This is a genomic window from Halomonas sp. PAMB 3232 (assembly GCF_031954225.1).
GTDB lineage: Bacteria > Pseudomonadota > Gammaproteobacteria > Pseudomonadales > Halomonadaceae > Vreelandella.
Genome location: NZ_CP134865.1, coordinates 3531903 through 3550481, shown reverse-complemented (window position 1 = coordinate 3550481; position 18579 = coordinate 3531903). Strand labels below are relative to the sequence as shown.

Annotated in this window: 15 protein-coding genes; all 15 read left to right on the top strand. The window is 64.1% G+C overall.

The window, feature by feature from the left end; genetic code table 11:
* The first annotated feature begins 41 nt into the window (after positions 1-41).
* The 15 genes from cheA to RN346_RS16255 all read left to right on the top strand — a co-directional run bounded on the left by cheA (position 42) and on the right by RN346_RS16255 (position 18564).
* Positions 42-2144 carry a chemotaxis protein CheA gene (gene cheA / locus RN346_RS16325; RefSeq protein WP_311961715.1) on the top strand — a complete coding sequence of 701 codons (2103 nt, stop codon included), beginning with the start codon at positions 42-44 and terminating at the stop codon, positions 2142-2144.
* Positions 2141-2641, top strand: coding sequence for a chemotaxis protein CheW (cheW, locus tag RN346_RS16320; RefSeq protein WP_263585790.1), 501 nt, complete (start codon positions 2141-2143; stop codon positions 2639-2641). Before cheA ends, cheW begins: the two co-directional genes overlap by 4 nt.
* A 90-nt stretch (positions 2642-2731) precedes the next feature.
* The gene (locus RN346_RS16315) at positions 2732-4015 is read left to right on the top strand and encodes a methyl-accepting chemotaxis protein (protein WP_263585791.1); all 1284 of its coding nucleotides are present in this window, start codon (positions 2732-2734) and stop codon (positions 4013-4015) included.
* A 96-nt stretch (positions 4016-4111) separates the two neighbouring features.
* A complete protein-coding gene (locus RN346_RS16310) occupies positions 4112-6274 on the top strand; it encodes a methyl-accepting chemotaxis protein (RefSeq protein ID WP_311958940.1) in 2163 nt (720 codons plus the stop codon).
* Positions 6271-7143, top strand: coding sequence for a CheR family methyltransferase (locus tag RN346_RS16305; RefSeq protein ID WP_311961714.1), 873 nt, complete (start codon positions 6271-6273; stop codon positions 7141-7143). Before RN346_RS16310 ends, RN346_RS16305 begins: the two co-directional genes overlap by 4 nt.
* Before the next feature lie 63 nt (positions 7144-7206).
* Complete coding sequence (locus RN346_RS16300; protein ID WP_263585794.1) at positions 7207-8265, top strand: chemotaxis response regulator protein-glutamate methylesterase; 1059 nt, start codon at positions 7207-7209, stop codon at positions 8263-8265.
* 25 nt (positions 8266-8290) lie between these two features.
* Positions 8291-9991, top strand: a complete 1701-nt coding sequence (locus RN346_RS16295; RefSeq protein ID WP_311961713.1) for a methyl-accepting chemotaxis protein — start codon at positions 8291-8293, stop codon at positions 9989-9991.
* Between the two features lie 57 nt (positions 9992-10048).
* On the top strand, positions 10049-10438 hold the full coding sequence (gene cheY, locus RN346_RS16290) for a chemotaxis response regulator CheY (RefSeq protein WP_263585796.1): 390 nt from the start codon (positions 10049-10051) through the stop codon (positions 10436-10438).
* 39 nt (positions 10439-10477) lie between these two features.
* A complete protein-coding gene (gene cheZ / locus RN346_RS16285; RefSeq protein WP_311958937.1) occupies positions 10478-11173 on the top strand; it encodes a protein phosphatase CheZ in 696 nt (231 codons plus the stop codon).
* Positions 11174-11288: 115 nt separating this feature from the next.
* Positions 11289-12455, top strand: a complete 1167-nt coding sequence (flhB, locus tag RN346_RS16280; protein WP_263585798.1) for a flagellar biosynthesis protein FlhB — start codon at positions 11289-11291, stop codon at positions 12453-12455.
* A complete protein-coding gene (gene flhA, locus RN346_RS16275) occupies positions 12452-14536 on the top strand; it encodes a flagellar biosynthesis protein FlhA (protein WP_311961712.1) in 2085 nt (694 codons plus the stop codon). The genes flhB and flhA overlap by 4 nt, the downstream gene beginning before the upstream one ends.
* Before the next feature lie 40 nt (positions 14537-14576).
* A complete protein-coding gene (gene flhF, locus RN346_RS16270; protein ID WP_311961711.1) occupies positions 14577-16817 on the top strand; it encodes a flagellar biosynthesis protein FlhF in 2241 nt (746 codons plus the stop codon).
* An 83-nt stretch (positions 16818-16900) separates the two neighbouring features.
* A complete protein-coding gene (locus RN346_RS16265) occupies positions 16901-17398 on the top strand; it encodes a hypothetical protein (RefSeq protein ID WP_311961710.1) in 498 nt (165 codons plus the stop codon).
* A 37-nt stretch (positions 17399-17435) separates the two neighbouring features.
* The gene (locus RN346_RS16260; protein ID WP_311961709.1) at positions 17436-17840 is read left to right on the top strand and encodes a flagellar protein FlhE; all 405 of its coding nucleotides are present in this window, start codon (positions 17436-17438) and stop codon (positions 17838-17840) included.
* Positions 17841-17865: 25 nt separating this feature from the next.
* Positions 17866-18564, top strand: a complete 699-nt coding sequence (locus RN346_RS16255; protein ID WP_263585803.1) for an RNA polymerase sigma factor FliA — start codon at positions 17866-17868, stop codon at positions 18562-18564.
* The last annotated feature ends 15 nt before the right edge of the window (positions 18565-18579 follow it).

Below are 18579 nucleotides of genomic sequence, written 5' to 3'. Positions count from 1 at the left end.
AGGCTTGTCATAACAACTATGACGCTAATGTGGAGCAGTGCATGGATATAGCGGATTTTTTTGACACCTTTTTCGAGGAGGCGGAAGAGCTCCTGGCGGACATGGAACAGCACCTGCTGGAGCTGGATGTCGATGATCCGGATAGCGAGCAGCTAAACGCCATCTTTCGCGCCGCCCACTCGATCAAGGGCGGGGCGGGTACGTTCGGCTTTAGCGTGCTGCAGAAAACCACGCACATGCTGGAAAACCTGCTGGATTCTGCACGCAAGGGCGAGCTTTCGCTGCGAGCCGACCTCGTGGATACGTTTTTAGAGGCCAAGGACATCATGCACGAACAGCTCAACGCCTACCGCAGCGAGTCAGAACCCGACCAGCAGGCTTTCGAGCGTATTTGCCAAACGCTGCAGCAAATCGCGCTTGAGGAGATGGGTGAGCCGCTAGCGGTTACGCCGGTCGTCGCCCCCGAACCCGCGACTGAACCCATGCAGGCGCCGAGCGAGCCGGCCGTAAGCGGCCAGCTTCTCGTCACGCTTTTGAACGTCAAGGAGAAGGATCGCACGCTGCTGGTCGAAGAGCTCGAGCAGCTCGGTGAGATCAAAAGCCAGTCTGGCGATGAGCAGCGCTTCGAGGTCGTGATGACGGCAAGCGTCAGCGCCGACGACATCGAGGCGGTGATGTGCTTCATCATCGAGCCCGAGCAGATCAGCATCAGCGCCGCTCCCTCCAGTGCTGCCTCCCCGGACAGCGCCGCCACCCCGGCGACGCCCCCGGCACCCAGGCCGTCGGCGCCGACTGAAAAGCCCGCAGCTGCGCCAGCTCCCGCCGCCAGTAAGCCGAATACGCCGAAAAGCGCCGGCGAAAAAGGCGGTGAGAAAGCCGGTGAGAAAGGCGGCAAGAAAGGCGCGTCGGAGTCGAGCTCGATTCGCGTGTCGGTAGACAAGGTCGACCAGATCATCAACCTGGTGGGCGAGCTGATCATCACCCAGTCCATGCTCGATCAAACGGTGAGCGATTTAAGCGACCAGTCGGCGTCAAGCGGCTCGCTGCAAAACGGCATGAGTCTTCTGCAGCGCAACGCCCGCGACCTGCAGGAAGCGGTGATGTCGATCCGCATGATTCCCATGGAGTTCGTCTTTAGCCGTTTCCCGCGCGTGGTGCGCGACACCGCCGGCAAGCTGGGTAAAGAGATCGAGCTGATCACCGAAGGCAAATCCACCGAGCTCGACAAGAGCCTGGTCGAGCGGATCACCGACCCGCTGACCCACCTGGTGCGCAACAGCCTCGATCACGGGATCGAGATGCCCGACAAACGTGAAGCGCTGGGCAAACCCCGCCAGGGCAAGCTGACGCTGGCCGCGCGTCACCAGGGCGGCAACATTTTGATCGAAGTGAAGGACGACGGTGCCGGCATGGACCGCGAGCGCCTGCTCGCCAAGGCACGGGAAAACGGCCTGAACGTCTCCGACACCATGTCGGATGAAGAGGTGTATCAGCTCATTTTCGCGCCGGGCTTCTCCACTGCCGCCGAGGTGACCGATGTCTCCGGGCGCGGCGTCGGCATGGACGTGGTCAAGCGTAACATTCAGGGCATGGGCGGGCGCGTCGAGATCCAGTCGAAGCTGGGTGAGGGCACCAATACGCGGATCGTGCTGCCGCTGACGCTGGCGATTCTCGATGGTATGTCGATCAAGGTGGGCAGCGAAACCTTCATTCTGCCGCTTTCCACGGTGCTCGAGTCGCTTCAGCCCGCGAAAGGCGACATGTACGCCATGGCCGGTGACGATGTCGTGCTCAAGGTGCGCGACGAGTATCTGCCGGTGATCGCCATTCACGAAGCGCTCGACGTGGCGGACGCCATCACTGACCCGACCCGCAGTATCGCCGTGATCGTACAGGGCGAAGGCCGGCGCTATGCGCTGCTGGTCGACGAGCTGGTCGGTCAGCAGCAGGTGGTGGTCAAGAACCTGGAAGACAACTACCGCAAGGTGCCAGGCGTTTCCGCTGCCACGATTCTGGGCGACGGAAGCGTCGCGCTGATTCTGGACATTACCGGGCTGCATCGCCTGAGCCGCGCCAAAAAGGAAGCGGGAAAGCCCGCTTACGCCCAACACCTCTCGTATGACAAGGAGATCGAACTGTCATGACCCAAGCCAATAGTGATGCGGTGCTGGCCGCCGCCGAAGCGGACAACAGCGAATTTCTGGTGTTCTCGCTAGGCGAGGAAGAGTACGCCATCGACATCCTGAAGGTTCAGGAGATCCGCGGTTACGAAAACGTCACCCGCATCGCCAACGCGCCGGACTTCATCAAGGGCGTGACCAATTTGCGCGGTGTGATCGTGCCGATCGTCGATCTGCGCATCAAGTTTCATCTCGATAACGTCGAGTACGGCGGCCAGACGGTGGTCATCGTCGTCAACGTGGCCGATCGCGTGGTGGGCATCGTAGTGGACGGCGTGTCGGACGTGATGACGCTGACGCCGGATCAGATCAAGCCGGCACCGGAGTTCGGCGTCACGCTCTCCTCGGATTTCTTGAGCGGGCTTGGCAGCCTCGAGGATCGCATGCTGGTGCTGGTGGACATCGACAAGCTTTTGACCAGCGAAGAGATGGCACTGGTCGATACTACCCGTCACGCCTGATAACCGCCGGCGCGAGAGCGCTCGGTCACGACCTGGATATTGAAAGCGCCGACGCGGCGAGTGCTGCGGGCGTAAAAGGGGCGACTGTCGATGCATACCCTGTTGAGCAACATGACCGTTCGGCTGAGCTGGACGCTGGTGCTGGTCACCTTTTCCGCTCTGACCGTTGCCGCCTGTGCCACCGGGCTCTACGCGTTGGATAAAAGCGGTGTGCTGGTGGCCAGCGCGGCCGATAGCGCCGCTCAACAGCGTTTCGACGCCTTCGCCGACCTTGCGCGCTGGGCCCTGATCGCCATTTTGGTGATCACGGCGCTGACCGTGGCGGTCGTGGCCTGGGGCGTGAGCGCCAACGTGTTGCGCCCGCTAAGCCGTTTGGTGGGCTACTTCGAACGCATGGCCGAGGGCGATTTGAACCAGTCGATCACCGCGCCCGGCAATAACGAAATCGGGCGGCTCTATCTCGCCATGGCGGCAATGCAGGGGTCGCTTTCGCAGACCGTGGGGGTGGTGCGCCGAAGCGGGGTGCTCATTGTCGAGCGTGCCCACGACATCGCCAGCAGCAACGGTGACCTGTCCGCGCGCACCGAGCAGCAGGCCTCGTCGCTCGAGGAGACCGCCTCCAGCATGGAGGAGCTCGCCTCGACGGTGAACCACAACGCGGACAACGCCCGCCAGGCCAGTAAGCTTGCCAGCGACGCCACGCTCACCGCGCGTCAAAGCGGCGAGGAGGTGAGCCGCATCGTCGAGACCATGGAAGAGATCAGCTCGAGCTCGCATCGAGTGGCCGACATTATCACGCTCATCGACACCATCGCCTTTCAAACCAACATTCTGGCGCTCAACGCCTCCGTCGAGGCGGCGCGCGCCGGCGAGCATGGCCGCGGTTTCGCCGTGGTCGCCCAGGAAGTGCGTAGCCTGGCCAGCCGCTCCGCCTCTGCCGCCCAGGAGATCCGCACGTTGATCGATACCTCGCTTGCCAAGGTGGACAGCGGCACAGCGCGGGTCAATCAGGCCGGGCAGACCATGCAGGGGCTGGTCAGCGCAGTGCAACGGGTGAGCGACATCATGGACGAAATCGCATCGGCCTCGTCTGAACAGAGCAATGGGATCGGCCAGGTCAACCAGGCGGTGACTCAAATGGACGACGTCGTGCAGCAAAACGCACGGCTCGTGCAGCAGGCCGCCGAACGCGCAAGGGAGCTCGAAGGCGATGCGGCGCGCCTGCGTGACGCGGTCGAGCGCTTCAAGGTCGCCGGGGGAGCGACTCAAGGCGCGTCGGCGCCGGTAGCCAGGCCGGCGCTGCCCGCCGCGCCCGTCGAGCGCGCCAGGCCGGTACGCTCGGCGCCGGCCGTCGAAGAGTGGGAGGCGTTTTAAACCGGCATCGTTCGGGCCGTCATCAGTACCCCTGGAGAACACGGTTTCGCCGTGCTCTGCATCGGGATCATTTTCAAAAAAAGAACAAGGTAGAGCATGCGCAATAACCAACCCGTCACGCAGCGCGAAATCGAACTGGGAAGCGACGATTTTCTGGTCTCGCGAACGGATCTTGAGGGCAACATTACTTATGCCAACCCGGCGTTCGTCGCGATCAGCGGCTATACGCGCGATGAGCTGATCGGCGCGCCGCACAACATCATTCGCCACCCGGACATGCCGCCCGTGGCGTTCAAGGATCTGTGGCAAACCGCCAGAGCGCAAAAGACCTGGCGTGGGCTGGTCAAGAACCGCTGCAAAAACGGCGATCACTACTGGGTCGAGGCCAGCGTCACGCCGATCATCGAAAACGACGAGGTGGTGGGCTACACCTCGGTGCGCATCCAGGCGAGCCGCGAGGCGATCGACCGCGCCCAGCGCGTTTACGCCGAGGTCAACGCCGGGGGGGGCAAGGCGATCTATCTCGACAAGGGCCGTATTCGCCGGCGCGGCGCGCTCCAGCGGCTAAAGCGCCTGCGCCTGACGACCATTCGCGCAAAGCTCGTCGGCATGGTGGTGATCGGCAGCGCGCTGTTGCTGTTGGGCGGCGGGCTTGGGCTTTTTGGTATCAACGCCGCCGGCGATCGGCTGACGCAGCTTCATCAAAACGGTTTGCGTGACGTCATTCGCTTGCAGCAGATCGACCAGGGCATCGCGTTGACGCGTCAGTCGCTGGTCGAGTCCGATCGGATGGAGCTGGTCGATCGCCGCTTCGATATCGGTGATGAGATCACTCAGCGTGCCGAGGAGATCAGTGCGACCTGGCAGGCCTTTTTCGATCGAGAGGAGAACGCGACCGGGCTTGCCACCGAGTTCGACGCGCAGCTTGAAACGTTTTTCGAAGGCGGCGTGACGAGCGCCGTTCGGGTACTGCAGTCCGACGACGCGCTGGACGTGTTTACCCAGCTGGGCGATATCACCACCCAAATCAACGAAGAAGGGCGGGCGCTGTCGCTGATGGTGAACGAGCTGATCGGTCAGGAGCAGCGCGCCGCCGAGGCGATGGCCGCCGAAGGCGAACGGGCGCAGGCGAGCATGCTGACCACCCAGGCCATCGTCATGGTCGTTGGGCTGCTCGCACTGATTCTGCTGGGTGTCATGATTCTGCGCTCGATCGTCAGGCCGCTCAATGACGCCTCGCGCTTCACCCTGCAAATCGCCGGCGGCAACCTCGCAGCCCGCGCGCCCTCGACGCGGCGCGACGAGATCGGCCATCTGCTGGGCTCGCTGAACACCATGCGCAAGAGCCTTGGCAGCATCATTGGCGACGTCAAGGAGGGGATCGACGTGGTCACGCCGGCGGCGCGCAATATCGCCAGCGGCAATGAAGAGCTCTCGGCGCGCACCGAACAGCAGGCGGCGTCGCTGGCTCAAACCGCCTCCAGCATGGAGCAGATGACCGCGACCGTACGGCAAAACAGCGACAACGCTCAAAAAGCGCGCCGTCTGGCCGATAACAATGCCGAGCGGGTCAGTCAAACCGGCGACCTGATGACCGAGCTTGTCAGCAACATGCAGCGCATTACGCAAAGCTCGCAAAAGATGACCGACATCATCGATGTCATCGACGGCATTGCGTTTCAGACCAACATTCTGGCGCTGAATGCTTCCGTGGAGGCGGCGCGGGCCGGCGAGCACGGTCGCGGTTTCGCCGTGGTGGCCGAAGAGGTGAGAAATCTCGCCGGCCGTTCGTCCGCCGCCGCTCAGGAAATTCGCGGTCTGATCGACAGCTCGCACCAGGATGTCACCACCGGCGCCTCGCTGGTCGAGCAGGCCGAAGGTGCGATCAACGAGGTGGTCGACGCCGCGCGCAGCGTGACCGACATCATGCACCAGATTTCGTCGGCATCAGAAGAGCAGAGCAGCGGCATCAGTGAGGTCAACCAGTCGGTGACCGAAATGGATCAGGCCACGCAGCAAAACGCCGAGCGTGTGCAGCAAACGGCGCAGGCCGCTCTTGCGCTCGAGCACCAGGCAAGCCTTCTGTCGATGTCGGTCGAGGCGTTTCGACTGCAGCGGCAAACCCAACAAGCCCACGCGAGCGCGACTTATAAGACGCCTTCGCCGACGCTTTCCACCGGGAAGTCATCTTCCCTACCGCCGGCTGCCAGCCCCGCTAAGCGGCAGGTCGCGGTTGCAGAGGAGTGGCAGGAATTTTGAACGAATCATGCGTTGAGTCGGGAGAAAAAAGCCCCTGGACGACGGGCGGTCAGGTCGAGCGCGACCTGATTCTCACGGACGCCGACTTTTTGCGCGTTAGGGAGCTGATCTATCAGCGGGCCGGCATCGTGCTGGCCGAACACAAGCGGGAGATGGTTTATAGCCGGCTGGCACGGCGACTGCGTCATCACGGCCTGACGCGCTTCACCGATTATCTGACGCGCCTCGAGCGTCAGCCGGACGCGAGTGAGTGGGAGGCGTTCACCAACGCGCTCACGACCAACCTGACCGCGTTCTTTCGTGAGGCGCACCATTTTCCGCTGCTGGCCCAGCACCTGAAGGACCGCACCGGCCCCGTCACCATCTGGTGCGCGGCGGCCTCCACCGGTGAGGAGCCCTACTCGATCGCCATGACGCTGCTGGAAGTGCTCGGTTCCCGGGTGTCGAACGCCAAGGTGATCGCCACCGATATCGACACCGATGCGCTGGCGAAGGCGCGCGCGGGGATCTACCCCCAGGAGCAGGTGCGCAAGCTCGACGAAGCGCGCGTAAAGCGCTTTTTCCAGAAGGGAACGGGCAGCCACGAGGGCCTTGCCCGGGTGCGCCCGGAAGTGGCGGCGCTGGTGGAGTTTCAGCCGCTCAACTTGCTGGCGCCCTCCTGGTCGGTAAAGGGGCCTTTTGACGCCATTTTTTGTCGCAACATCATGATCTATTTCGATAAAGAGACACAGTCCCGAATTTTGGCCCGCTTCGCCCCGGTGATGAAAAGCGACGGTCTGTTGTTCGCCGGCCACTCGGAGAATTTTTCCTACATCAGCGACGCTTTCAAGCTGCGTGGCCAAACGGTCTACACCCGGGCCGTGCGGTGAGCGCCGAGCCGAGACCCTGCTGGAAAGGCGTGTAGCGATGAATTCACTAACAGGAGGCGGACCTTGAGTACTGCCAAAATCAAAGTGCTGTGCGTCGACGACTCGGCGCTGATCCGTGATCTGCTCACCACGATCATCAACGAACAGCCGGATATGCAGGTGGTCGCCACCGCCCCGGACCCACTCGTGGCTCGCGATTTGATCAAGCAGCACAATCCGGACGTGCTGACCCTCGATGTCGAAATGCCGCGCATGGACGGGCTCGATTTTCTCGACCGGCTGATGCGCTTGCGCCCAATGCCGGTGCTAATGGTGTCGTCGCTGACCCAAAGCGGCTCGGAAATCACCCTGCGCGCGCTGGAGCTTGGGGCGCTTGATTTCGTCGCCAAACCGAGCATCGGGGTGCGCAGCGGCATGATGGAGTACGCCAACGAAATCGCCGAAAAGATTCGCGCCGCCGCGCGCTCGCGCCCGCGTCAGGCGCGTAAGCCCACGTCGGCGCCGGCGGCGCTGAGCGCGCCAATGATCACCAGCGAAAAGCTGATCATCATCGGCGCCTCGACCGGTGGCACCGAAGCGATTCGCGCCGTGCTCGAGCCGCTACCCGCCAATTCACCGGCCATTTTGATTACCCAGCACATGCCCGGCGGCTTTACCCGGTCGTTTGCCGAGCGCCTGAACAGACTTTGCCGTATCACCGTGAAGGAAGCCTCGGAAGGCGAGCGCGTGCTTCCCGGGCACGCCTATATCGCCCCCGGCGGCCAGCATTTGGAACTGGCCCGCAGCGGTGCCAACTACGTGGTGCGCCTGCACGATGGCGAGCCGGTCAACCGACACCGCCCCTCGGTCGACGTACTGTTTGACTCCGCCTCGAAGTATGCCGGCAAGAACGCCATCGGCGTCATTTTGACCGGCATGGGCAAGGATGGAGCCAACGGGCTTTTGAAGATGCGCCAGGCCGGCGCACCGACGATCGCCCAAAACGAGCAGAGCTGCGTGGTGTTCGGTATGCCCCGCGAAGCGATTGCAGTAGGCGGCGCCTGTGAGGTGCTGGCGCTGGATGACATTCCTGAACGTCTCATGGCGCTGGTGGCAGCGTCCGGTCGCGCGCAGCGGGTATAACTTTATATAAGGGGGTTGATAGGTCATGAAGCATATCGGGCGTAATTTGAGTATCCACGCGGCCGTCATCGCAGCGCTTGGCGGCTTTACGGTGTTGATACTGGCGTTGATCGCACTCAACGTGATGACGGATCGTTCTACCGCAAAGAGCGTGAATACGCTGACCACCATCAGCCGGGCGCAGCTCAACGAACTCAACCGGGGTGATTCGCTGCTCAACCAGGCACTGTTATCGCTCGAAACCGCGTCCAACTACCTCACAGGGAACCAGAGTGCGCTCGCCACTGAGTCGCTCAACACGGCGCTCGACCGCATCGAGCGCGCCGAAGCGCGCTTTAACAACTTCATCGCGACGCCGCGAACCCCTCAGGGCGAGGAGCTGGCACGAGAAATGATCGCAGACTATCAACGCCTGATGCCGGTCGTTAGACGCCAGCAAGAGGCGTTGCTAAACCGTGACATGGCGACTTTCAACCAGCTACGCACCGAAATGAAAGCGCCGCTGGCCACGATGGCAGAGAGTATCACCGCGTTCACCCAGTACGGCTTTTCACGGGTAGATGCGATTCAAGATGAGCTTGAGTCGCAGCGCCATCTGTTCAACATGCTCTACGTCGCGGCGGTGATCATCTCGCTCATTCTCATCGTCGTGATTTACATCGGCCTGCGTCGCACCGTGACCTTGCCGCTCAACGACGCCGTGCGCCGGCTCAACAAGATCGCCGAGGCGGATCTGACCGAGCCGGTACCCCCCTCGGGCAAGAATGAAATCGGTCGCCTGTTCGCGGCCATGGGCACCATGCAGCAAAACCTGACCGGGCTGGTCGAGCGCGTACGCGGCGGCAGCAGTGAGATCCACCACGGCACCCGTGAAATTAGCCAGGGCAACACCGAACTCTCTTCGCGCACCGAGCAGCAGGCGGCCTCCATCGAGGAAACCGCGGCGAGCATGGAAGAGATGACCGCCACCGTGAAGCAGAACGCGGACAACGCGCGCCAGGCCAGCACCCTGGCCGGTGAAGCGTCTACCACGGCGGAGCATGGCGGCCAGGTCGTCGAGCAGGTGGTCCAAACCATGCACGGCATCTCGCAAAGCTCGCAGAAGGTCGCGGACATCACCAGCGTAATCGACTCGATCGCCTTTCAAACCAATATCCTGGCCTTGAACGCCTCGGTGGAAGCGGCGCGGGCCGGTGAGCAGGGCCGCGGCTTCGCCGTGGTCGCGGGCGAAGTGCGCAACCTGGCGAGCCGCAGCGCCGACGCCGCCAAGGAGATCAAGACGCTGATCGACAGCTCCGTCAAGCAGATCAGCGAAGGCTCGACCCTGGTCGAGCAGGCAGGCGCCACCATGACCGACGTGGTCAGCGCCGTGCGCCGGGTCTCGGACATCATGGACGAAATTTCCGCCGCTTCTCAGGAGCAGAGCGACGGCATCGAGCAGGTCAGCCAGGCGGTCGGTCAGATGGACGAAGTCACCCAGCAAAACGCGGCGCTGGTGCAGCAGGCTGCCGCCGCCGCGGCCTCGCTCGAAGAGCAGGCCAGCCGCCTCGAAGAGGCGGTCGCGGTGTTCAAGGTGCTGGACGGCGGGCGCGGCTACACATCGGCTGCCACCGCCAGTGCGCGCCCCAAACCGGCCGTAGCACCCCAGCCCGCCAAGCAGATCGCTCAACGACCCGAGCCCGCGCGAGCGCGTGAAAGCCAGGTCGAAGAGTGGGAATCCTTTTAATTCAACGCCCCCGACGCCGGTCGGGGGCCAATGCCCCCTATAGAGAGAGAACGAGCAATGGCCGACAAGAACATGAGCTTTCTGGTCGTGGACGATTTTCCGACCATGCGTCGCATCGTGCGCAGTTTGTTGAAGGAGCTGGGCTTCACCAACGTCGAGGAGGCCGAGGATGGTCAGGATGCCCTCAACAAGCTGCGCGCCGGTAGCTTCGAGTTCGTCGTCTCCGACTGGAACATGCCGAATCTGGATGGGCTCGAGATGCTCAAGGAGATTCGCCAGGATGCCGCGCTCAAGGAGCTGCCGGTACTGATGGTGACCGCCGAGGCGAAAAAGGAAAACATCATCGCGGCCGCCCAGGCCGGTGCCAACGGCTACGTGGTCAAGCCGTTCACCGCCGCGACCCTTGAGGAAAAACTCAATAAAATCTTTGAAAAAATGGGCAAATAAAGTGGTCGGGCTTTGCGCCTGGCGCACGAGGAGAGTGCCATGAGTCATAACGAGCAGGCAGACAACAAGACGCTGCCCGACGACGCCGCCGATGATTTGATTCATCGGATCGGCAAGCTCACCCGTATGCTGCGCGACAACATGCGCGAACTCGGGCTCGACAAGGAGATCGAAAAAGCAGCGGTGGCCATTCCCGATGCCCGCGACCGACTGCACTATGTCGCCACCATGACCGAGCAGGCGGCCGATCGCGCACTCAACGCCATCGACCGCGCCCAGCCGCTGCAGGATCAGCTCGCCGAGCGGGCCGAGGCGCTCGACAAGCGCTGGGCGGCCTGGTTCGAAGCGCCTCAGGAGCTCGATGAGGCGAAGGAGCTGGTCAAGCAGACGCGCGGCTACCTGGGTGACGTGCCCGCGATGACCGCGGCCACCAACAAGGAGCTGATGGACATCATGATGGCCCAGGACTTTCAGGACCTGACCGGCCAGGTCATCAAGAAGATGATGGATGTAATCCGCGAAATCGAGCACCAGCTCGTGCAGGTACTGATCGACAACGTGCCCGGCGCCGAGGCGCGCGAAAGCATGCAGCGCAAGGCCCAGGATCAGTGGGAAAACGACAGCGTACGGCGCAAGGAAGAGCTGCTCAACGGCCCACAGATCCGCGATAACGCCCCGGATATCGTGACCGGCCAGGATCAGGTGGACGACTTATTGGACGAATTAGGCTTTTAATACCTTGTTATTGAGACATTGTTAAACGTCTCATCTGGCACACTAGGCACCTTACTCAGCCGTCCTTCGGGGCGGCTGACTTTTGGTGCGCCGTCCAGGATGAGCCGGATGACTCATGGCAGACAACGATAGCGATCAGGAAAAAACCGAAGAGGCCACGCCCAGGCGAAAGGAGAAAGCCCGTGAAGAGGGGCAGGTTCCCCGCTCGCGTGAGCTCACGACTTTTCTACTGCTGATGGCCGGCGTCATCGGGCTTTGGGGCATGGGCCAGATGCTCTACGACCAGCTCGGCATGGTGATGGAGCGGGCATTCTTGTTCGACCGCCACCAGGCCTTCGACCCCATGCCAATGCTGACCAACGCGCTCGATCTCGGTGAGCGCACGCTGATTGCGATGATTCCGCTGTTCGTACTGCTCGGCGCCGTGGCGCTGGTCGCACCCGCGCTGCTGGGCGGCTGGCTGGTCTCGGCCAAATCGATGCAGCCGAAGTTTTCCAAGCTCAACCCGATTTCGGGCGTCAAACGTATCTTCTCGAGCCAGGCGCTGATCGAGCTTGCCAAGGCGATCGCCAAATCGATTCTGGTCGGCGGCATCGCCAGCGCGTTCATCTATTTCAACATCGACCGGCTTTTGGGTCTGGCCGACCAGCCGGTGCAGCAGGCGCTGGCCAGTGCCCTGAATCTATCGGCGCTGGCGGCGGCTTTAGCGATCGCGTCGCTGGTGGTGGTGATTCTGATCGACGTGCCTTTTCAGCTTTGGAGCAACGCCAAGAAGCTTCGCATGAGCCAGGAAGAGGTCAAGCGCGAGCACAAGGAGTCCGAAGGCGACCCGCACGTGAAAGGGCGCATTCGCCAGCAGCAGCAGGCCATGGCGCGCGGGCGCATGATGAGCAAGGTGCCCGAGGCCGACGTCATCATCACCAACCCCACGCACTACGCCGTCGCGCTCTCCTATCAGGAGGGCCAGATGGGCGCACCGCGCGTGGTGGCGAAAGGCGCCGACGCGGTGGCCGCGCGCATTCGCGATATTGCCCAGGAGGCGAGCGTGCCGCGGCTGGAGGCCGCGCCGCTGGCGCGGGCGCTCTATCACCACGTTGATCTCGACGGCGAAGTGCCGGCAGAGCTCTATACCGCCGTGGCCGAGGTCATGGCCTGGGCGTACCGCTTGAAAAGCGTGACGCAAGACGGTGGCGAAACGCCGCCAACCCCCGATAACTTACCGGTTCCCGACGAGATGACTTATCCCTCCCGAGGCCCCGGTGCTTTTGAGGCACGCTCATGAAGGCGTTTAGCCAGTTGATCAGTCGACGCAACCCCTTTGGCGATGTGCCGATCAAGCTGTTGGCCGGCCCGCTGCTGATTCTCATGATCCTTGGCATGATGATCGTGCCGCTGCCGCCGTTTGCGCTGGATCTGCTGTTCACCTTCAATATCGCGCTGTCCATCATGGTGCTGTTGGTGAGCATGTTCGCCGAAAAGCCGCTCGATTTCGCCGCGTTTCCCGCGGTGCTGTTGTTCACCACGCTGCTCCGGCTATCGCTCAACGTCGCCTCGACCCGCGTGGTGCTGATGGAGGGCCACCAGGGCGGCGCCTCGGCGGGCAAGGTGATCGAGGCTTTCGGCACGTTTCTGGTCGGCGGCAACTTCGCCGTGGGCCTGGTGGTGTTTCTGATCCTGGTGATCATCAACTTCATGGTCATCACCAAGGGCGCCGGGCGCATCGCCGAGGTCGGCGCGCGCTTCACTCTGGACGCCATGCCCGGCAAGCAGATGGCGATCGACGCCGATTTGAATGCGGGCCTGATCGGCGAGGAGGATGCCAAGAAGCGCCGCGCCGAGGTCGCTCAGGAGGCCGACTTCTACGGCTCCATGGACGGTGCCAGCAAGTTCGTGCGCGGTGACGCCATGGCGGGGCTGGTCATCATGGTGGTCAACATCATCGGCGGGCTGGTCATCGGCATGATGCAGCACGGCATGAGCTTCGCCGACGCCGGGCGCACCTATACGCTTTTGACCATCGGCGACGGCCTGGTCGCGCAGATCCCCGCGCTGGTGATCTCCACCGCCGCTGGCGTGACGGTATCGCGCGTCAACACCGAGCAGGACGTGGGCCAGCAGATGCTCAGCCAGCTCTTCGTCAATCCGCAGGTGATGATTCTCGCCGCCGCGGTGATGGGACTTCTGGGCATGGTGCCCGGCATGCCCAACCTGGTGTTCTTGATCTTCACCGCGCTGCTCGGCGGTCTCGCCTGGTATCTGAAGCGCCATCAGGAGAAGGTGCTGGTAAGCGAGGACATGGCCCAGGCGCCGGTGCCAATGCAGGAAACGCCGGAGGCGAGCTGGGAGGACGTGCAGCTGGTCGACACGCTGGGGCTCGAGGTTGGCCACCGCTTGATCCCGCTGGTCGACTCGCGCCAGAAGGGCGAGCTTTTGGCGCGAATCAAGAGCGTGCGCAAGAAGTTTGCCCAGGAGGTCGGCTTTCTGCCGCCGGTGGTGCACATTCGCGACAACCTCGAACTCTCCTCGAATGCCTACGTGCTCTCGCTCAAGGGCGCCGAGATCGGCCGCGCCGAGGCGCAGCCGGGCAAGTGGCTGGCGATCAACCCGGGCCAGGTCTCCGGCGAGCTGTCGGGTACGCCCACCGAGGACCCCGCCTTCGGCCTGCCGGCGGTGTGGATCGATGCCAGCCAGCGCGAGCACGCCCAGGTATTTGGCTACACGGTGGTCGATGCCAGCACCGTGATCGCCACGCACTTGAACCACCTCTTGCACCGCCACTCGCCGGAAATGCTCGGCCGCCAGGAAGTGCAGAAGCTGCTCGACAAGCTCGGCGACGAGCAGAAATCCCTGGTCGAAGAGGTCGTGCCCAAGGCGATTTCGCTCACCACGCTCCAGCGCATCCTGCAGAACCTGCTCGAAGAGGACGTTTCGATTCGCGACATGCGCACGATTCTGGATACCCTGGCCGACGTCGCCGGCCAGCAGAAGGACGTGGGCGAGCTGACCGCTCAGGTGCGCATCAGTTTGGGGCGCTCGATTACCCAGCAGTGGTTCGCAGGCCAGGAGGCGCTTCACGTGATCGGCCTGGACGCCCAGCTCGAGCAGGTGTTGATCCAGGCCATGAACGGCAACGGCGCCATGGAGCCGGGGCTGGCCGATACGCTGATGAACCAGACCCAGCAGGCGCTGGAGCGCCAGGAAGCCAGCGGCGAGCCGCCGGTGCTGGTGGTTCAGCACTCGCTGCGCCCCATCGTCGCGCGCTTTTTGCGCCGCCGGCTGCGCCACCTGGTGGTGATGTCCCAGGCCGAAATTCCCGACGACCGCACGCTCAGAATCACCACGCTGGTGGGCGGGTCGCGATGAGACGTTGCGGGCGCGCTTTGAATAACGAAGGGGGAGAGCCATGAGCGTAAGACGCTTTATCGGTGCCAACAGCCGCGATGTCATGCGCCAGGTGCGCGCGGCGCTGGGCGACGAGGCGCTGATCGTCGCCAACCGGCGCACGGACACCGGTGTCGAAATCCTGGCCATGGCCGAGGACGCCGCGCTGGATCACACCGCGCCGCCAGCGCCTCAACCGGACATCGAGCCTTCAAGGGAGCGTTTAGCCGACGTCGATCGCCCCTACGCGCACGTTGCCGCGGCGCTCGAGGCGCCGCCCTCCACCGCGCCGGCAAGCGCGAGCCAGCCTTTCGAGGCGGTCAGCGAGCGTCTCTTGCAGGAGATGCAGGACATGCGCGCGCTGCTCGCTCGCACTCACGTGGCGAGTGCGCCGGCGCCGTCGACGGCGCAAACGCTCAACACGCTGCTCGCTCGCGTGGGGTTTGGCAACGAGCTTTGCGAGGAGATCAGCGCGGCACTGCCCGAATCGCTCGGCGCACTGTCGCCCCAGGACGAGCGGGTTCTCGCGTGGCTGCACCGCCAGCTCGTCGCGCGGCTCAAGGTACTCGACAGCGAAGAGGCGTTTTTCGACCAGACCGGCATCGTGGCGCTGGTCGGCCCGACCGGCGTGGGCAAGACCACCACCACCGCCAAGCTCGCCGCGCGCTTCGTCATGCGCCACGGCACGCGCCCGGTGGCACTGGTGACCACCGACAGCTTCCGTATCGGCGCCCACGAACAGCTGCGGATCTACGCCCGCCTGCTCGACACGCCGATGTACGCCCTCGATCACGAACAGCCGATCGACGACCTGCTCGGACGCCTTGGCGGCAAGCAGTGGGTGATCATCGACACCGTCGGCATGAGCCAGCGCGACCAGCGCGTCATCACCCAGATCGACCAGCTGCAGGGCGGCGGCTCTAGGGTGCGCCTGGTGCTGGTGCTCAACGCCGCCAGCCAGCCGGAAACCCTGGAAGAGGTAGTGCTGCGCTACCGCCAGGCGGCGCGGGCGGCCGGGGCGGAGCTCGACGACTGCATCATTACCAAGCAGGACGAGGCGGGCCGGCTGGCGCCGCTTCTGGATATCGTCATGCGCTTTGGCCTGCGCGTACTTTTCTGCTCCAACGGCCAGCGCGTACCGGAGGACATGCAGCTGGCCGAGCCGACGGCGCTGGTGGACCAGGCGCTCACCCACGCCATGACCGACGTGCGCGAGCGCGAACCCGCCCGCCCGGCCTGGTCGAGCGAGGCGCTGGCGCCGCGTTGGTCGCGGGAAGTGCTGGGCCAGGGGCGGCGCCTTGGCCTGCTGATGGCGAGCCTTCGCGAGCGCGTTGCCGGCTTCTCTCTGCTGGAGGCGAGCTGGGATATCGCCGCGCTGCCCGGCGTGCTCCACGACCAGCGTTTGGCAGCGCTTGCAGACCGCTCTCATGAGCAGCGCGCGCTGGGGGTGGTGTGGTCGCCCCGGCGCGCCGAGCGCGGCATGGAGTGGTCGATGCCGGATCTGAATCTCGATGCCGACGGACGCCTCTGTGCGCTGACGCTTTTACAGCACCGCCAGAGCGCCGGCTGGCAGGCGCGCATCGATGCGCAGCGCCAGGCCGCGGTGCATCTGCTGCCCACCCTGGTCGAGGGCGAAACGCTTAACGCGCTGGAAGCCGAGCGCTTGACCTGGGTCAGCCGGGTCAGCGGAAGCCAGCGGGTATACTGGCAGGGCGAGCGCTACGCCATGGCCGCGCTGTTTGACGAGGCGACCCTGGGCCACCAGGTGCCCGTGCGCTTTCGCGGTCAGTCGCTTTCGCTCTACAGCGCCCACGCCGAGGTTACCGACGTCGCGGGCCGGCGGCTGCTCGCCTGGCGCGGCGAACTGCGCGACCCGGAAACATCGCGGCGGGTCGCCAAGCGCTATTGGCTCACGCCGGCGCGGCTGGGGAGCGAGGCGCTGTCGCTTTTGATCACCCAGCTGCAAAGTGAAGGCACGGTAGCGCTGACCAAACGCGTTTGGCGCGCGCTCAAGGAGTCGGACGGCGGCGAGGTCAGCGCTGAGCTACGGCTCTTGATGGCCAGCGGCGTAGCGTGCGTGGCCACCCACCTGGACAGCGCCGAGGACGAAGAGGCCCAGGCGTTGCAGCAGGATTTACTGCGCCTTTTGGGTAGCCCGCGCAAGCGCCGCGATAGCGCGCTGGCGGACGCGATCATGCACTTTCTAATGACCCGCGACGCGATCCGTCAGTTTGGCAGCGTCAGCCGCGAGACCTTTGCATGAGCGGCCAGGACCAGGCCGCGGGGCTGCGCCAGTGGGCGAACCTGCGCACCGGCCAGTCGGCCGACGCGCAAGGCGACGACGATGTGCGGCAGGCTCAGGCGTTGGAGGCGAGCGAAGCCGATGCGCGCGCTGTCGATGCGCCCGTCGCGGACGCGCATGTCGCCAACGCGCACGTCGCAGACGCGCATGTCGCAGACGCGCATGTCGCCAAAATACCGCTCGCCGTGGTCGGGCTTGGGTCGAAGCAGCGCGAGCCGGTGATCGCGCGCCTCGACGAGTGGTCGCGGCTTGGCCGGCGCTGGGCGGCAACGCCAGAGAGCTGGGAGGTCGTGCCGGTGGACGCCGATGCGCCGCTCCAGGCGCTCTGCGCGCGCTACTCGCGCTGGGCGCTGTGGGTGCGAAGCGACGCCGAGGCGTTCGCCGCCATGTACCGCACGCTGCGCCTGGTCAGCGAACACCAGGGGCCCAAACGGCTGTTGGCGCTGCATGAGCCGGGCCTGCCCCGCGCCGGGCTGCTCGAGAATCTGCGCGCGGCGGCGACGGCGTACCTGGGGATCGAACTGCTGCTTTTGGCCAGGTAGGCCATACTGAGTGAGCCACTATGGTTAGGTTATGCTAATGAGAAACGTCATTCTCGCAGCGCTGAGGGGGGTGGTGGCCAGCGGGCTTTCTCTGTCGGCCCTGGCGGGCGGGGGCAGCTGGAGTGTCGATACGACTGGGCTGATGGTCGCGATGAGCGACCGGGCAAGTGCCAGCCAGGCGCTCGCGCCGCCGCCCAGTGCCGAGATTCATCAGGGGCGCATCGAGCGCGTCAACTGGCGCTTCGAAGCGCCGCCGGGGGCCGATATCCATGCCTGGCTTTGCCACCCGGAGCGCTGCGTCGCCCTCGACGGCCAGCGCGGCAGTGCCACCGGCCTTGCCGGGCTCAATGCCGGTGCGCCGCTCGAGTTTCGTTTCGCGTTGGGGCGTGGCCAGCCGCCGGTGAGGGTGAGAGGGCTTCAAGTGATTGTGAACTATCAGTGACCAGCGATTAGCCAGGGGCACGCCGATGTATACAGCAAAGGGAAGAATCCAACACAGCGATATGGTCAACCAGCACATGCCGCTGGTGCGTCGCCAGGCGCTGGCGTTGCAAGTTCGTTTGCCGGCCAGCATCGAGCTCGACGATCTGATCCAGGCCGGCATGGTAGGGCTTTTAGAGGCGCTGGGGCGTTTTGATGCCGCCCAGGGGGCGAGCTTCGCCACCTTTGCTAGCCAGCGAATTCGCGGCGCAATGGTCGATGAGCTGCGCACCCGGGACTGGCTGCCGCGCAGCGTACGCCGCTCGGCCCGGGCCATGGACGAGTCCGTGCGCCGGCTGGAGCAAAGCCTTGGCCGCCCCCCGGAAGAGAGCGAGATCGCCCGCGATCTGGACATGCCAATTAACGAGTACCAGCAGCTTCTGGCGGACACTAATAGTGGCCATCTGCTGCCTTTTGAGGAGCTTCTGGAGGAGGGCGGCGAGCCGATTCAGGAGTCGCTGAACGCGCCTTTCGAGGAGCTACTGGACGGCCAGCAGCGCGAAACCCTGATTGCCGCGATCGAGGCGCTGCCGGAGCGCGAAAAGCTGTTGATGGCGCTTTACTACCAGGAAGAGCTCAACCTCAAGGAGGTGGGCGCGGTGCTGGGCGTCACCGAGTCGCGCGTGTCGCAGCTACACAGCCAAGCCATCAGCCGTTTGCGGGCGCGTCTGCACGAGCCGGACTAAACCTTTTCACTGTTA

Coding starts and splice junctions, on each gene's coding strand:
- cheA (WP_311961715.1), top strand. CDS start 42: ATGGATATAGCGGATTTTTTTGACACCTTTTTCGAGGAGGCGGAAGAG.
- cheW (WP_263585790.1), top strand. CDS start 2,141: ATGACCCAAGCCAATAGTGATGCGGTGCTGGCCGCCGCCGAAGCGGAC.
- RN346_RS16315 (WP_263585791.1), top strand. CDS start 2,732: ATGCATACCCTGTTGAGCAACATGACCGTTCGGCTGAGCTGGACGCTG.
- RN346_RS16310 (WP_311958940.1), top strand. CDS start 4,112: ATGCGCAATAACCAACCCGTCACGCAGCGCGAAATCGAACTGGGAAGC.
- RN346_RS16295 (WP_311961713.1), top strand. CDS start 8,291: ATGAAGCATATCGGGCGTAATTTGAGTATCCACGCGGCCGTCATCGCA.
- cheY (WP_263585796.1), top strand. CDS start 10,049: ATGGCCGACAAGAACATGAGCTTTCTGGTCGTGGACGATTTTCCGACC.
- cheZ (WP_311958937.1), top strand. CDS start 10,478: ATGAGTCATAACGAGCAGGCAGACAACAAGACGCTGCCCGACGACGCC.
- flhB (WP_263585798.1), top strand. CDS start 11,289: ATGGCAGACAACGATAGCGATCAGGAAAAAACCGAAGAGGCCACGCCC.
- flhA (WP_311961712.1), top strand. CDS start 12,452: ATGAAGGCGTTTAGCCAGTTGATCAGTCGACGCAACCCCTTTGGCGAT.
- flhF (WP_311961711.1), top strand. CDS start 14,577: ATGAGCGTAAGACGCTTTATCGGTGCCAACAGCCGCGATGTCATGCGC.
- RN346_RS16260 (WP_311961709.1), top strand. CDS start 17,436: ATGAGAAACGTCATTCTCGCAGCGCTGAGGGGGGTGGTGGCCAGCGGG.
- RN346_RS16255 (WP_263585803.1), top strand. CDS start 17,866: ATGTATACAGCAAAGGGAAGAATCCAACACAGCGATATGGTCAACCAG.